Source organism: Pseudomonas sp. NPDC087612 (assembly GCF_044743505.1).
In the GTDB taxonomy this organism is placed as follows: domain Bacteria; phylum Pseudomonadota; class Gammaproteobacteria; order Pseudomonadales; family Pseudomonadaceae; genus Aquipseudomonas.
In genome coordinates, this window is record NZ_JBIUWO010000001.1 from 721,005 (window position 1) to 737,362 (window position 16,358).

At 64.5% G+C, this 16,358-nt stretch carries 7 protein-coding genes; 4 read left to right on the forward strand and 3 right to left on the reverse strand.

Going from position 1 to position 16,358, the window contains the following annotated elements; genetic code table 11:
• From ACIOVF_RS03130 to ACIOVF_RS03140, 3 genes are all read right to left on the reverse strand, one after another.
• Window positions 1-3,105: an amino acid adenylation domain-containing protein gene (locus tag ACIOVF_RS03130; RefSeq protein WP_401287419.1), complete on the reverse strand. Its 3,105-nt coding sequence runs from the start codon at window positions 3,103-3,105 to the stop codon at window positions 1-3.
• Between the two features lie 9 nt (window positions 3,106-3,114).
• Window positions 3,115-4,173, reverse strand: coding sequence for a TauD/TfdA family dioxygenase (locus ACIOVF_RS03135; protein ID WP_045194609.1), 1,059 nt, complete (start codon window positions 4,171-4,173; stop codon window positions 3,115-3,117).
• Between the two features lie 69 nt (window positions 4,174-4,242).
• On the reverse strand, window positions 4,243-13,509 hold the full coding sequence (locus ACIOVF_RS03140; protein WP_401287423.1) for an amino acid adenylation domain-containing protein: 9,267 nt from the start codon (window positions 13,507-13,509) through the stop codon (window positions 4,243-4,245).
• Between the two features lie 225 nt (window positions 13,510-13,734).
• On the opposite strand from ACIOVF_RS03140, the gene ACIOVF_RS03145 reads away from it, so the two are divergent.
• From ACIOVF_RS03145 to ACIOVF_RS03160, 4 genes are read left to right on the forward strand one after another with little or no spacing between them, the layout of a single operon-like run.
• Window positions 13,735-14,937 carry a PepSY domain-containing protein gene (locus ACIOVF_RS03145; RefSeq protein WP_045194614.1) on the forward strand — a complete coding sequence of 401 codons (1,203 nt, stop codon included), beginning with the start codon at window positions 13,735-13,737 and terminating at the stop codon, window positions 14,935-14,937.
• On the forward strand, window positions 14,934-15,470 hold the full coding sequence (locus ACIOVF_RS03150) for a thiamine pyrophosphate-binding protein (RefSeq protein ID WP_401287426.1): 537 nt from the start codon (window positions 14,934-14,936) through the stop codon (window positions 15,468-15,470). The genes ACIOVF_RS03145 and ACIOVF_RS03150 overlap by 4 nt, the downstream gene beginning before the upstream one ends.
• Window positions 15,467-15,784, forward strand: coding sequence for a hypothetical protein (locus ACIOVF_RS03155; protein WP_184959411.1), 318 nt, complete (start codon window positions 15,467-15,469; stop codon window positions 15,782-15,784). The genes ACIOVF_RS03150 and ACIOVF_RS03155 overlap by 4 nt, the downstream gene beginning before the upstream one ends.
• Entirely contained in the window at window positions 15,781-16,350 is a 570-nt protein-coding gene (locus ACIOVF_RS03160) for a DUF6162 family protein (protein WP_401287429.1), read from the forward strand. The genes ACIOVF_RS03155 and ACIOVF_RS03160 overlap by 4 nt, the downstream gene beginning before the upstream one ends.
• The last annotated feature ends 8 nt before the right edge of the window (window positions 16,351-16,358 follow it).

Genomic DNA, 16,358 nt, shown 5'->3' on the forward strand with positions numbered 1-16,358 from the left:
TCATTGCTCCTGAGCCTCGGCAAACAGCGCTTCGAGCGCCTGGACCTTGTCTTCGCTGACCGCCTCGTCACGGTGCATCTCGATCTGCCGGGCCAGCAGCTCCACGGTTTCGCCCTCGAAGAACACCTTGAGCGGCAAGGTGACATTGAGCCGCGCCTGAACCTGAGAACGAATCCGCGTGGCCAGCAACGAATGCCCGCCCAGGGCAAAGAAGTTGTCGTTGATACCCACCCGCTCCAGTTGCAAAGCCTCCTGCCAGACCTCGGCCAACAATTGCTCGAGCTCATTGCCCGGCGCGACGTAGGCAACACCGTCCAATGCCCGCGCAGCCAGGGCGGTCCGGTCAAGCTTGCCATTGGGGGTACGGGGCAGGCTTTGCACCGCCTGCAACGTCGAGGGCACCATGTAGTCAGGCAACTGCTCTCGCAACAGTCCCAGCAATTGCACGGTCCGCGGCTGCGCATCGGCCATGGCGGCCAACACCACATAAGCCACCAGTTGCTTGCCGGCGGCGGTGTCGCGGGCGATGGCCACGGCCTCGCGCACGCCCTCCTGCGAACCCAGCAGAGCTTCGATCTCACCCAGCTCGATGCGGTGGCCACGAATTTTCAATTGATGATCCAGCCGACCGAGGTAATCGACCAGGCCGTCGGCGCGCACACAGGCAAGGTCGCCGGTGCGATAACAGCGCTGGCCCGGCTCGCTGGCGAACGGATCCGGAACGAAGCGGCTGGCCGTCAGCCCGGGCCTGTTGAGATATCCCCGGCTAAGCCCGGCACCGGCAACGTACAACTCACCCTCCTGGGCAACCCCCGCCCAGCGCTGTTGATCATCAAGAACATACAGGCGAGTGCCGGCAATGGGCTCACCGATGGCGACGCGCAGTTCGTGATCAACGCGATCCTCTGGCGCCACCTGGTAGGCGCAGCACCAGACAGTGCTCTCCGAGGGCCCGTATTCGTTGACCAGCGTTACCCCCGGCAGTGCCTGGCGGTGGCGGCGCAGCAGCTCGGGAGGACAGACCTCGCCGGCAACAATGGCGCAACGCAACGCGGGCGCCGCCTGCAGATGCTCAAGCACCTGGGCGTGCAGCGACGGCAGGGCGAGAAAGTGCGAGATGGCCTGGCGCTCTATCAGTTGGGCAATGGCTTGAGGGTCCTTGTGCGCCTGCTCAAGCGGCAGGCACAGGCTGCCGCCCTGCCCCAGGGACCAGAAAATCCCCGCCACGGAGCTGTCGAACGAGAACGACGAGAGCATCAGGAAGCGTTGCACCGGCTGCTGATAGAACTGCACCCGCGCCTGGGTCGAGGCCAGCGCATTGGCGTGGCTGACCATCACCCCCTTGGGTGTGCCGGTGGAGCCTGAGGTGTAGATCACGTACGCCAGGTCATCCGCCTCGCCGCAACTGGCCAGCGGGCTGTCATCGACCTGAGCGAGCGCCTCGTCATCCAGGCTGAGCAGGGTTGTCGTCGCCGGCATGGCGATAGCCGGATCAAGCGCCTGCAAGGCAATCAGGCACTCTACCCCAGCGTCCTCGAGCATGAAGGCCAGGCGCTGCGCCGGATACTGCGGGTCCAGCGGCAGGTACGCCGCTCCCGCCTTGAGGATAGCCAGCAACGCCACGACGATTTCCACCGAACGTGCGCCGTAGACGCCAACAATCGCCTCACGGCCGATTCCGCGCTGGTTCAGGACGCGGGCCAGCTGGTTGGCACGGCGCTCAAGCTGGGCATAACTGACCTGCTGCTCGCCGATCTGGATCGCTGTCCGTTCGGGATGCTGCTGCGCGTGGCGCTCGAACAACTGGTGCAACTGGCGGCTGGCGCTCTCGCCCAGCGACAGACTGCGATCCAGTGCCTGCTGCAACGGTCGGGCCTGGGCGGCATCCACCAGGGCAACCTTTTGTGCTGCTTGCCGGGGGTCAGCCACGGCTTGAGTGACGAACTCAGCAAACTGAGCCAGCCAGGCGCGGCCCAGTTCGGCGCTGAACGAGCCGGCCGGCGACAGCAGGCGCAACAGCAGATCATCACCGCTGGGAGCTACCTGCAGGTGGAGTTTTTCCAGGCTGGGGCGATCCAGCCGGGCCCCCTCAAGCGGCTGATCAGCCCAGGAAAAACCGAAGTCCAGCCCCGCGCCCTGGCCACCGAGCATGTCCAGTTCGTTGAAGCAGTCCTGCCAGGACTGGCTCAACTGCAGCTGCGCGGCAAAGTGCTCGGCGTAGCCGTCCACGGACAGATCAGCCTGGCGACTGAAGGCAACCGGCAAACGCCAGGCCAGGTGCCCCAGGGTAGAGTGTAACTGCTCGTTGCGCCCGCTCATTGCGCAGGCCACCAGCCAATGCTCGCGGCCACTCAGGCGACCGACGAATAGCCCCCAGAGCAACAGCAGTGATGCTGCGTCCGAGTCCAGTCGCCATTGCTGGCGCAGGGTGCGCAGCGCCGGCACTACCGCTGGCAAATGCTGCTCGTGTTGCTGCAATGCCCCCATGAACGGGGTGAGCCGTTCATAAGGCAGACGCGAGTCGACCTGCATGTCGCGGTACAGATTGCGCCAGAACTCGCCCCCCTTGCGGCCGATGTCCTCCTGCGCAAGACCGGTCTGCCAATCGGCGTAGTCGGCGTATTGCAACCCGTCGAAGGGGGCCAGCGACTGCCCCTGGTAGAGCGCGCGCAATTGCTCCTCCAGCAAACCCAGGGCAACCTCATCCAGGCTCGCCAGGGGCGCAGCGACTCGTAAGCGGTGTGCATCCTCGCCACTGCCCAGGCCCAGCACCAGGCTGTGGCTTGCCAACTGCGCCAGGCACGCTGGACCCGCCTGTTCGAAGGTGCCCGGCGCCACCGACAGCAGGCACAGGCGCGGCTGGGCATGAATCACCTGAACCGGACGTTTCATCCCCGGCATGTTTCGGTACTCGGTGCGCAGGATCTCGTGCCGTTCACTCAGGTCAATCGCCGCCTGCTCGAGCCGCTGGCGATCGATGGGGGCATCGAACGTCATGATCAGCTGGGCGCCGAGGATCGTGCCGCGGGCTTGCTGGGCATCGAGAATGGACGCTTGCTGGGCGGAAACCTGGAAAACTTCGGAAGGGTCGACTGGAGCGTTCATGGGGAATCCTTAACCAATTGCCACATCGACGCTGTTCAGCGCGATAGCCATTGCAGTGAGTATTTTTCGCGGCCCGGTGTATTCGTTGCGCGCGTGAACCGTAAGAATGTTGTCGAGAATCACCACGTCGCCCTGCTGCCAGGGGAACTCGACCATGACCTCTCGATAGATTTGTTGCAGGTGGGTGATGTAGTGCTCGGGGATTGCCGAGCCGTCACCGAAGAAGGTGTTCTGCGGCAGGTCCATCGGCGCGAACTCGGCCAGCAGGCTGGTGCGGATACTGTCTGGCAGCGTCAGCGCATTGAAAAAGGTCGCGTGATTGAACCAGACCGTCTCGCCCGTACGCGGATGACGGACCATGGCCGGACCGCGCTGGCGCGTGCGCAGCCGGTTACCGGGCTTCCACTGCGGCTCGACGCCGATCTTGCGGCAGTAGGCTTCAACCGCCTCGCGGTCTTCGGTCTGGAACACGGTCTGCCACGGCAAGCCCATGCCATCCCCATAGTTGCGCACATACAGCACGCCTTTGCGGGCAAACGCTTCACGCACCTGAGGATCGATCCGATCGAGAATCAGCCGTGTATCACCCAAGGGCGTCTCGCCCCCGGTCTGTGACGCCAGGTCACAGTAGAAATACAGGTGCAAGGGAAAGACTGGCGAATAGGAGTGCTCGTTGTGCGGGAAGATCTTCTCCACCGCCGGGTAGTCTGTGGAGCTGTAGACATTCAACTTGCGGGTAATCTGGGTACGTGGCGAAGCCCGGAACAAATATTCGAGCGCGCCGCCGGAGATCACATCGACACAGCGGTTGAAGGTTTCAATGTCCTGTACATCGAAACCACGAAAAAGAATCGCCGCGTGCTTGTCCAGCTGTTGCTCGATCAGTTCGCGGTTTTCGCTGGCCCATTGCACCAGGCCCACGCCGGGTACGGTCGGGCGACACAGCAAGGGCATAGAGCCGCCTTCCAGCAGCGGCGAAAACGCCACCAACTGCTGGGCGCTGGCACCAAGGCTCTTTCTTCTGCCTTTGGCCAGTGCCGGTATGACGTGAGACTGGAAATCCGACATTTAACACCTTCCATTCGCTGATTCGACATTGGCGGCAAAGCCAACCGATAGATCCGTCCGGGCGCTGCTTCAATTCACCTGGTTGCTGCCTGCGCTCTGAGGCGAGCGCCGGCGAATCGGGTGCTGCTGCAGCAATTGCGTTCTGCGCGCTAGCGCCTGATCCTTGCCGGCCTGCTCCTGCACGGCCCGCGAGGCGTCGAGCAGAGCCTGGAGCGGTTGCTCTGGCGCCTGAATCATCTGTTCGAGTACCAAGGCCGTCTGCGCAAACAGACAGGCCATGTCATTGCCTTCGTACAGCCCGGTAATGCATTTGAAGCCAACCCCGATGGTCGTCGACGAGTTGACGAACTCGGCGATCAGGTCCAGCTCCGCTGCCGCCTGTCCCGCGGCCCAGGGCCTGATCTGCAGCCCATCGATAGCCACCGGCTGCGCCCCTTGTTCCTGGTAGATGAATTTGATCGCGAACAACGGCGACTTGCCTGAACGACGCGGCAACCGCAGCGCCTCCACCAGGCGATCGAACGGCAGGTCCTGATGGTCCGAAGCACCGATGACCGTGGTGCGGCAGGACGCCAGGAAACTGCCGATCGTCTGTTGTTGATCCACCGAGAGTTGCAGTACCAATTGATTGACGAAGAAGCCGACCATTTCTTCAACGCCGGCGTGATTTCGGTTGGCGACATCCGTCCCCAGGCGGACCCGGGCAGCGCCACAGCGCTGGCTGACGACCAGGGCAAAGCCGGCCAGCAGGAGCATGTACAGGGTCAGGCCCTGTGCCTTGGCAAACTGACGCAAGCGCTCGCTCAAGCCCTGCTCAAGGGCAAACTCGTACACCTCGCAGTCTTGCTGCTGATCGGCGGATGCGCCGCTGCCACTGGCCGGCAAGGTGGTGAAGAAATGCTCGCTGCCCAGTTGCTGCTGCCAGTACTGCAACTGCCGGTCATGCTCCCCAGCTGCCAGCCATTGACGCTGCCACACCGCAAAATCGAGGTACTGCAGGCCTGGCGCGCTCAAGCCAGGCGCCACACCGGTGGCAAATGCCTGGTAGAGCGCGCTGAACTCGCGGATCAAAATGGCAAACGACCAGTGGTCGGCGACGATGTGATGCAGCGTCACCAGCAGCACGTGGCGCTCTGGCTCGGTGCACAGCAACTGCACCCGCAGCAGCGGCCCACGCTGCAGGTCGAAGGGGCGCAGGGCCTCTTGCTGCACCTGTTGCGCCAGCACCACCTGCCGGTTGGCGCTGTCCAGCGCCTGCAAGTCGACACTCTCGAACGGCACGGGCAAGTGCGCCTGGACCCGCTGCCAGCTTTCGCCCTGATCCTCGTAGAACGTCGTGCGCAGCACCGCGTGGCGCGCAACCAGGGCTTCGAAGGCCAGGCGCACGGCCTCGACCTGCAATGGCCCGAGCAACTCCAGCGCGCGCGGAATGTTGTACATCGAACTTTGCGGTTCAAGTTGCCAGAGGAACCACAAGCGCTGCTGAGCATAAGACAGCGGCTGCGGCTGCGAAGCATCGACCCCATGCAAGTCCGGCAGCACGCGTCGACTTCCGCTTGCCGGTAACTGCTCGACGAATGCCTGTAGCGACGGGCTGTCAAACAGCGCGCGCAAAGGCAGGTCCAGCTGCAGTTCATGGCGCAGTCGACTGATCACCTGGGTCGCCAGCAATGAATGGCCGCCCAGCTCGAAGAACTGGTCGTCGAGCCCGACCCGCTCAAGCTTGAGGACCTCCTGCCAGACCTGGGCGACCTGCTGCTGCAGCGCGGTGCTGGCGGGCCGATAAGGCTTGCTGGCGACGCTGCTGTCGGCTAGCGCCAGCAAGGCCTTGCGGTCGAGCTTGCCGTTCGGGGTCAAGGGCAGATGTGCAACGACGCTCAGGCGTGTCGGCAGCATGTGCGCCGGCAGGTTCAAAGCCAGGGACTGGCGCAACTCGCTGCACAGTTGCTGGCCCTGCGCCGCGTCCTCGAACAGCTGCCGGTCGGCCCCCACCAGGTAGCCCACCAACTGCTGTACACCTTGCTCTTGCTGGGCCACAACCACCGCATCACGGACCCGCGCATCGGCCAGCAAATGACGCTCGATCTCACCGGTTTCGATACGAAAGCCACGGACCTTGACTTGATGATCGGCGCGCCCGGCATACTCGATCTGCCCATCTGCCGCGTAGCAGCCCAGATCGCCAGTGCGGTACAGGCGCCCGCCAGGTTGCGCGGCGAACGGGTCCGGCACAAAGCGTTCGGCCGTCAACCCGGGCCGCGCATGGTAACCCCGCGCCAGTGCGTCGCCGGCAATGCACAACTCGCCAACCACGCCCGCAGGCACTGGCTGCAGGGCCGGCCCCAAAACCAGCAGCCGGACGTTATCGAGCGGCCGCCCGATCGGCACCATGACCCGTTCCAGCGCCCCGGTGAGCATGGCGAAGGTGACCTCGATGGTGGCTTCGGTGGGCCCGTAGAGGTTGACCAGCGTACCCGGCCAGCGCTGCAACAGCTGGTTGGCCAGGGTTGCACTCAAGGCCTCGCCCCCCGCCATCAGATAGCGCAAGCTGGCCATGTTCTGCGCCGTCGCCGCCGGCAGCACCGCCTGCAGCAACGAGGGCGCCGCCTGGACAATGGTGATGCCCAGTGCTTCGACCCGGGCCCAGAGCCTGGACATATCGGCTGACAAGCCCGGCTCGGCAATGACCAGTTGCGCCCCGCAGATCAATGGCAGCCAGCACTCCCAGACCGAAGCGTCGAAGCTCAGGGCGGTCTTTTGTAGAACCCGGTCGGCAGGCTCCAGTTGCAGGGTGCGCTGCATCCAGTGCATGTGATTGGCCAGCGCCCCGTGCCGCACCTGCACGCCTTTCGGGGTGCCGGTGGAGCCTGAGGTGTAGATCATGTAGGCCAGGTTGTCCGGGTGCAGGCAGGTGCTGACCTCGGCGATTGGCGGCCCGGCGTACGCTGCGCTGTCGAGCACCAGGCGGGTAACGCCCGCCGGCACGTCCAGCGCAAGGCCCGGCTGAACGAGCAACAAGCGCGCGGCGCTGTCGTCGAGCATGAAGCGGATGCGCGCCTGCGGATAACCGGGGTCCAGTGGCAGATAGGCGCCACCGGCCTTGAGGATCGCCAGCAAGCCAATGATCATCTCCAGGCTTCGCTCGACAGCAATGGCGACGACCACCTCGGCCCCTACCCCAGCCTCACGCAAACGGACTGCCAACTGGTTGGCTGCGCTGTTCAATTGCTCGTAGCTCAGGCGCTGGCCGGCATACTCGACGGCACAGGCCTGCGGCGTGCGCGCCGCCTGCTGCCGCACCCAGTCATGGATAGCCAACGGCGGCACGTCCACCGGCGGCTCAGGTTGAGCCCGCTGCAACACCGCCTCGCGTTCGGCCTGCGCCAACATCTGCAGTTCGCCCAGCGGCGTCGACAACGCGTGCGGCAATTGCTCGAGCACAGTGCGCAAATGCTCGGCCAGGCCCTGCAGCGCCTGCTCGCCGATGGCGTCGCAGGCATAGTCGTAATCGAGCTGCAGCTCATCGCCCACGGTCACCGCCACCGACAACGCGTAGTGGGTCTGCTCCTGGTTCGCCACCGCACCAAACCGAGGGCCCTGCTGTTGTTGCAACGCCTCGGCCAGCGGGTAGTTCTCGAACACCAGAATATGGTCGAACAACGCATGGGCCTGATGCCCCGCCCAGCGCTGGATTTCGAACAGCGGGGTTTGCTCGTGCTCGCGCACCGCAAGGTTGAGCGCCTGCACCTGCTCCAGCCACTGCGCCAGGGTCTGCTCGGGCCGCGGGCTGGCAATGATCGGCAGGGTGTTGATGAACAGGCCAATCTGCTGCTCGATCCCCGGCAGCGGCAGGCTGCGCCCGGCCACCGTGGTGCCCACCACCACGCTGCGGCGCCCGCTATAGTGCTGCAGCAACAGCAACCAGGCCGCCTGCACCAGGGTATTGAGGGTGATCTTCTGCTGGCGGGCGAAAGCACTTAGCTGCGCGGTGTGCTGTGCGTCGAAGCGCTGGACCAGGCTTGCACGCAGGCCCTTAGCTTGCGCCCGGCCCGCTTCGGGCAGGTAGCGCGCCAGGTGCAGCGGCTCGTCCAGCGCCTGCAGCTGCGCAGTCCAGAACTGCTGGGCTGCCCGTCCATCAAGACCCTGCAAATGCTCGATGTAGTCGCGGTAGCGGCTTGCCGGCAAGGCGCCAGGCTGGTCGTTGTAACGCGCCAGCACTTCGCCGAGCAGCCTGGCATTGCTCCAGCCATCCATCAGGATATGGTGGTGGGTGTAGATCAAGTGATGCCGCTGCTCACCGGTGCGCACCAGATCGAAGTTCAACAAGCCCGCGACCTGCAAGTCGAAGCCGTGTTGACGCCGGCTCAGGGCCAGAGCCTGGAGCCTGGACGCCAGCCCGGCATCGCCGCGCCAATCATGCTCGCGCAGATCAAGCCGGACCTGCTTGCAGACAAACTGCAGCGGCTGTGCCAGGCCGCCGTCCCAGATAAAACCACTGCGCAGAATATCGTGGGCCTGCACCGTCGCCTCCCACGCCTGGCGAAAGCGTTCCGGCTCCAGGCCGTCGACGTCAACCCGTAACTGGTTGACGTACTCGGCGCCGTTGTTGCTGTACAGGGCATGAAACAGCATGCCCTGCTGCATGGGCGACAGCGGGTAAAGCTCATCGACCTGGTCGAGCAGCGGCGCAAGCTGATCGAGTTGCGCCTGCCCAAGCCTGGCCAGGGGGAAATCCGATGGTGTCGCCTGCGCGCCTGGCAGCTGGCAGCAATGCCCGATCAAGCCTTGCAGCTCATCGAGGTAGGCATCGGCCAAGGCCTGGACGGTACTTGCCTGGAACATGGCTTGACTGAACGTCAGGCGCAGGCCCAGTTGCCCTGCATAGACTTGCCCCTCGATACTCAGCCAGTTGGCCAATGGCGCATCGCTGGCCTGCCCGGCGCCACCCGGCTCACTGGCCGGATACAGCAAGGCGCGCTCGTCGAACTGACTGTCAAAACGCCCCAGGTAGTTGAAGGTGATCCGCGGTGCAAGCGCATCACCGCCCAGGCTTGCGCGCTGCTGCGCGCTCCCCAGGTAACGCAGCACGCCAAAGCCCAGGCCTCGATCAGGCACCGCCCGCAACTGCTCCTTGATCGATTTGATCGAAGCCCCAAGATCATCCTCGGGTACCAGCCGAAGCGGGAAAATACTGGTGAACCAACCCACGGTACGGGTCAGGTCCAGGTGTTCGAACAGATCTTCGCGGCCATGGCCCTCCAACTGCAGCAACGCACTGTCATGCCCCGTCCAGCGACACACCGCCCGCGCCAGGGCGGTCAGCAGCAGATCATTGACCTGGGTGCGGTAAGCGCCCACGGCGTCCTGCAACAATTGCCGGGTGTGCTGCGCATCGAGGCGGATTTCAATGCTTGCCGCGTCGCGGTTGTACAGCGTGCCCTGGCGGTTGTCACAGGGCAGGTCCACAGAGTGCTCAAGCTGCGCTTGCCAATATGGCAGTTGCTCGCCGGCACGCTCGAGGTAATCCTGCAGCTGCACAGACCAGGCCTGATAGGCACTGGTCTTGGCGGGCAGTTGCACAGCTTGCCCGGCCTGCAACCGGGTATAGGCCGACTGCAGGTCTTCGAGCAGGATCCGCCAGGAAACCCCGTCGACCAGCAAGTGATGAACCACCAGCAACAGGCGTTGACTGCCATCGCCCATGTGCACCAACAGGGCCCGCAGCAACGGCCCCTGCTGCAGATCGAGGCTGCGCTGGGCGGCTTCGCACAGCTCAAGTAGCTGGGTCGGCGTATCGGCCTGACGCTGCCACAGCTCAAGGGCCGCTGGCGGGGCCTGGTGAAACTGGCGCCAGCTCGCGCCCAGCGGCTCAAAGCGCAAGCGCAGGGCATCATGGTGATCGACCAGCGCCTTGAGCGCCGCTTCCAGCAACGCAGGCTCCAGCGTTTGCCGCGCATTGAGCAGCAATGACTGGTTCCAGTGCGCCGGTTGCGTCAGTGACAGCTCAAAAAAGCCCTGTTGCACCGGGGTCAAGGCTACATCGCCATGCACCGGCCCCTGCTCGATTTCGCGTACCGTACCGGCTTGCGCCGCCTGCGCCAGGCTGCGCAACGTCTGGTACTGGAACAGATCGCGCGGCGCCAGCAGCAGGCCGGCCTGGCGCGCGCGGCTGACCACCTGGATGGCAATGATCGAGTCACCGCCCAGCTCAAAAAAGTTGTCATCCAGACCAATGCGCTCATGCCCCAGCAGGGTCTGCCAGATCTGCGCCAGGGCGCGCTCACGTTCACTGCCCGGGGCCTGGTAGGCGCCTTTGGGGGCAGCCTGGGGCGCAGGCAACGCCTTGCGGTCGAGCTTGCCGTTGGGTGTCAGCGGCAACGCCGGCAAGACCATCAGGTGATTGGGCAGCATGAATTCGGGCAGGCTCTGCAGCAGCCAGGCCTTGAGCCGGGCTTGCCAGTCATCCGGTGCCTCACCTTCAAACACCAGGTACGCCACCAGTTGCTTGCCCTCCGGGGCCAGCACCACGGCCTCGCGCACCAGAGCATGCTGAACCAGGCGCGCCTCGATTTCGCCCAGTTCAATGCGCAGGCCGCGGATCTTGACCTGATGATCAAAGCGCCCCAGGTACTCGATAACCCCGTCGACCCGCTGTCGCACACGGTCGCCAGTGCGGTACAAGCGCTCGCCACTGCCAAACGGGTCAACCACAAAACGCTCGGCGGTCAACCCCGGGCGGCGGTGATAGCCGCGGGCCAGGCCTTGCCCCCCGAGGTACAGCTCACCCGCAACCCCGGGCGGTACGGGCGCGAGGCTAGCATCCAGCACCAAGGTACGCAGGTTGGCGATCGGCACCCCGATCGGCACGCTGTCGCGGCCCTCGTCCACGCAGCTCCAGTGGGTAACATCGATGGCCGCTTCGGTCGGGCCGTAGAGGTTGTAAAGCCCGGCCTGCGGCAACCTGGCAAACACCTGTTGCTGGGCATCCACCGGCAGCGCCTCGCCACTGCAGACGATACGCTTGAGGCTGCGACAACCCTCGACACCCGGCTCATGAATAAATGCCTGGAGCATCGACGGAACAAAATGCAGGGTAGTGACCTGATAACGCTCGATCGTGGCAATCAGCCGCGCAGGCTCGCGGTGTTCGCCCGGCGCGGCCACCGCCAGGCGGGCACCGCTGAGCAGCGGCCAGAAGAACTCCCAGACCGACACGTCAAAGCTGAACGGGGTTTTTTGCAGTACCGTGTCGCCGGCCTCCAGGCCATAAGCCTGTTGCATCCAGCACAGCCGGTTGACCAGCGCCGCGTGGCTGTTGCCGGCGCCTTTGGGGCGGCCGGTGGAGCCCGAGGTGTAAATCACATAGGCCAACTGCAGCGGGTCGACGACGATGTTCGGGTTGCTCGTGGCATAGCCACCCAGCCAGGCACCGGCCTGGTCCAGCACCATCACCTGCACCGCCTGCAACGGCAAGCGCTCGGTCAGCGCCGCCTGGGTCAGTACCAGGCGCACGCCGCTGTCCTCGATCATGTAGGCCAGCCGCTCGGCCGGGTAGTCGGGGTCGAACGGCACGTAGGCGGCGCCGGCCTTGAGGATCGCCAGCAGGCCGACAACCATCTGCAGCGAACGCTCGACAGCAATGCCGACCAGGCTGTCGGCACCGATGCCGGCTTCGATCAGGCAATGGGCAAGCTGGTTGGCGCGGGCGTTGAGCTCGGCATAGCTGAGCGTTTGATCGGCAAACAGCACCGCCGTGGCATGGGGGCTGCGCTCGACCTGGGCTTCGATCAGCCGGTGCAGCGGTTGCTGCAGTGGATAATCAATGGATGTCGCGTTCCAGTCGACGACGATACGCTGCAACTCTTGAACATCAAGCATGCGCAACTGCTCGACAGGCGCGTGCGGTGCGGCCAGCATCGAACCCAGCAGGTTCTGCCAATGCCGGCCCATACGCTCGATGGTTGGCGCCTCGAACAGGTCGCTGGCGTAGGTGATTACAGCCTGCAGACGCCCGCCCTGCTCAAAGGTATCCAGGCTCAGGTCAAACTGGGTGGTGCGGCTTTGCCAGTCGACCTGGCTCATCTGCAGCCCGCCCGCCAGGTGCAGCGTGGTGACGTCGGCGACCTGCGGCTGATGGTTGTACATCACCTGGAACAACGGCGTGTGGCTGAGGCTGCGCTCAAGGGCAAAGGCCTCCAGCAGTTGCTCGAACGGCAGGTCCTGGTGCGACTGGGCCCCCAACACCGTGTCCTTGACCGCCGCCAGCAGTTGGCTGACGGTCGTCTGCCCGTCGAGCCGGGTACGCAGTACCTGGGTGTTGACGAAGCAGCCGATCAGGCCTTCGATCTCACTGCGGTTGCGGTTGGCAATCGGCACGCCAACGCGCAGGTCACCCTGACCTGTGTAGCGGTACAGGAGAATGTTGAACGCCCCGAGCAGCAGCATGAACAGGGTCACGCCCTGGCTGCGGGCAAACGCGCCCAGGGCCTCGGCCAGTTGCGGGTCCAGGCTCAAGCGCTGGCGTGCACCGCGATAGCTGGGCAACGCCGGGCGCGAATGATCCAGCGCCAGTTCCAGCGGCGGGTGCTCCTCGCCCAACTGCGCGCGCCAGTAGTCGAGCTGACGCTGCTTCTCGCCCGCTTCCAGCCAGCAGCGCTGCCACAGGGCGTAATCGCTGTACTGGATGGGTAGCGCGGCCAGGGCCGGCACCTGCTTGCCCAGGTGCGCGGCGTACAACTGGCTGAACTCTTCAATCAGGACGTTCATCGACCAACCGTCGGAAACGATATGGTGCAAAGTCATCAACAGCACGTGCTCATCGGCCTTGAGCTTGAGCAGCAGCACCCGCAGCAACGGCCCCCGGGCCAGGTCGAAGGGCTGCAGCGACTGTTGCTCGGCCAGGGCCCGCACGCGCTGTTCACGTTCGGCGGCATCCAGCACACCGAGGTCCAGGTGCTCGACCTGCGGCCATTGCGCAGCCGGCATCAGCGCCAGGCGCTCATCGGCTTGCTGAACAAACACACTGCGCAGGGTTTCGTGGCGCTGTACCAGGCTGGCAAACGCCTGTTCCAGCGCCTCGACATCCAGGTTGCCCTGCAGGCGCACGGCGCTGGGCAGGTTGTAGGCCGCGCTGCCAGGCTCCAGTTGCCACAACAGCCACATGCGCTGCTGGGCATAGGACAAGCCGCCCTGCCCGGCCACCGGCACCTGGGCCGGGATCGGGAACTGGGCAAAGTCGACCCCTTCGCGGGCCAGCCCCTGAAGAAAGATGCGGCGCTTTTCCAACGGCAACTCTATGAATCGGCGGGCAAGCTTGCGGGCATCTTCGGCATTCATCGACTTTCATCCATCCAGGGGAACAACGAGCCTGCAGGCCCGGTAATTCAAGAAAAACGGATGACCGCGAATGAAAATTAAGCGCATCGGGCTGATGACCCAGCAGCTTTGAAACATTTGCTTTCAACTAACCCTGCGGGTTTTACGATTCTCGTTCGTCTTATCTATTGCAGTCCCAAGGCTGAGCATTGGCTCGACCTCAATTTCTCTGAAAAGACACCTGCAATGTCCCAGAAAGCGAAAAAGTCCAAATCCAGGCTGTGGTTCCTGGTCCATAGCTGGCTCGCCCTGCCGATCTGGTTTTTCGTCCTGATCGTCTGCGTCACCGGCACCCTGGCGGTGGTCAGCCAGGAGATCGTCTGGCTGGCCAACCCTGATGTGCGCGCCAGCAAGCCCGACGGCGACGCCGAGCGGCTGAGCTTCCAGCAGGTGCTCGATGCCCTGCACAAGGCCGAGCCGGACATGGCCGTGCGCTTTATCAGCCAGCCGGACGGTTCGCACTTTGCCCTGACCGCGGCGGTCACCTTCCCCGACGGCAGCGCCCCGACCCTGTACGTCAACCCCTATACCGGGGCGATCCAGGGCAAGAGCCCGGCGTTCAACTTCGAGGGTTTCACCCGTGCCCTGCACGGCTGGTGGCTGGTGCCGTTCACCAATGGCTACAGCTGGGGCTGGTATTTGGTGTCGCTGCTCGGCCTGCCGATGCTGGCCTCGCTGGTTACCGGGCTGGTGGTCTATAAACGCTTCTGGAAGGGATTCTTTAAGCCGACGTTGCGTTTTAACCATGGCGCGCGGATCTTCTGGGGCGACTTCCACCGCCTCAGCGGCATTTGGTCGATCTGGTTCATTGCGGTGATTTCCATCACCGGCACCTGGTTCCTGATCCAGGCGATCCTCGGTGACAACCACATCACCATTTCCACCGAACCGGTGGTGCCGGTGATTGCCCGCGAAGACGTGCCGCGCACCGAATCCGGCGCACCGGCACCGCGCATCAGCCTGGATGACGCCACGCGCATCGCCAAAGAGCAGATCCCCGGCCTTGATGTGAGCTTCGTGTCGCTGCCCGGCAACGCCTACGCCCACGTCTACCTGGGCGGGCGCGGCTGGTACCCGCTGATGTTCCAGACCGTCAACGTCAATCCGTACAACAGCAAGATCGAGGCGCAGTTCCTGATCAACGACCGCTCGACCCTGGAGTTCGTCACCGAATCCATGCGCCCGCTGCACACCGGTGACTTCGGCGGCCTGGCGATCAAGCTGATCTGGGCATTCTTCGGCCTGGTGCTGTCGATGATGGTCTTGAGCGGCCTGCTGATCTGGACCAAGCGCACCGCCCAGGCCACCGCTGCCGCCCTCAAGCGCGAGCAAAGGCCGCGTAAGCAAACCGCCAGCGCTACCGACACCGCCACGGAGGCCAGCCTATGAGCAAGGCAGCAGTTGCGCCGCAAAGCCCGTTGAGCCGCTTCTGGCACAAGTGGCGCTTTCACCTGAACATCCTGCTGTTGCTGATCCCGCTCGGCTTCATGCCCAAGTACTTTGCCGATGCCGCGCTGTTTCGCGGTGACAGCGGTCTGGGCGAGCGCGAGCTGGGCGAGATCAAGGTCGGGCCGTGGAGCGTGCAGCTGGCCGAGTTGCGCGATGAAGCACCGCGCGCCGATGGCCCTGCCGGTTACTTCAAGGCCTTCAACATTGCTCTGTGCCAGGCCTGCATTCCCGAGGTCAAGGCGGCTTACCTGCGCATCGGCAAGCCGCGCAGCCTGCGCGCCGCCGGGACGATTTTCTTCGGCACCCCGTACCGCATGAGCACCAACCTGCCAGTGCCGGCCAAGACCCGCGCCGATGCCGAAATCTGGATCACCCTCGAAGGCTGGGACGGCAGCATGCACCAGGCTGCCGTGCCGCTGAGCAAGGCCTCGCCGGCCACCGTCGCCTGGCTGAACAAACAAGGAGGCAAATGATGACGTTGCGCAAACTGCTGCTGCCGTTGCTGCTGCTTGGCGCAAGCGGCCAGGCCATGGCCCACAACCCGATGTGCGAATGCAAGCCGATCGATGGCGGGCAAATCGAATGCACCGGCGGCTTTTCCGACGGTAGCGGCGCACCCGGGGTAACCCTCGACGTGATCGGCTACAACGAAGAGATCCTGGTGCCGGGCAAGCTGGGGGAAAACTCCAAGCTGACCTTCAAGCGCCCTGAAGGCGAGTTCTATGTGCTGTTCGACGCAGGCCCCGGCCACGTGGTGGAAATCGACTACGCAGATATCGAGCAATGAGCCGCGTGCAGGTGGTGCGCCCGGCCGGTGCCGGGCATGAAACCCTGTACGTGCTGCTGGTCAGTTTGTTGATCCTGGCGGTGGCCGCCGGCATCGTCGCCCTGCGCGGCGAACGCCATGACGAGGTCAGCATCGAGGCCCACCAACTGGATGCCCGCCGCGACCTGACGGCCGCCGAGCAAGGCGTGTATGCCGACCTGCGGGTGGCCTTCGACGAGATCCAGGCACGCCGCGAAGAAGCCCCACAGTTGCTGGCCGTCGAAGACCTGGCCGAAGAAGGCTTCCCGCCCTTCGTCGCCGATGCCAGCGCCGCCAGCCGCGGCCAGCACCACTGGCAACTGATGCAGGAACGCGCCTACCTGGGCCTGAGCCAGGCCAGCACGGTGGCCGGCAGCTTCCTCTTGCTGGTGCCCGAGGCCCACGATGGTGTCGCTGATGTCTGGCTGCAGCGCAGTCCTTCCGCCAGCGCCCCTGCCGACTTCAGCCAGGCCGCGCTGATCGCCGCCGGCTGGCAACAGATCGCCGCCCACTACGACGCCGGCGTCACCCGCCAGCATCGTCACTGACACAAGGA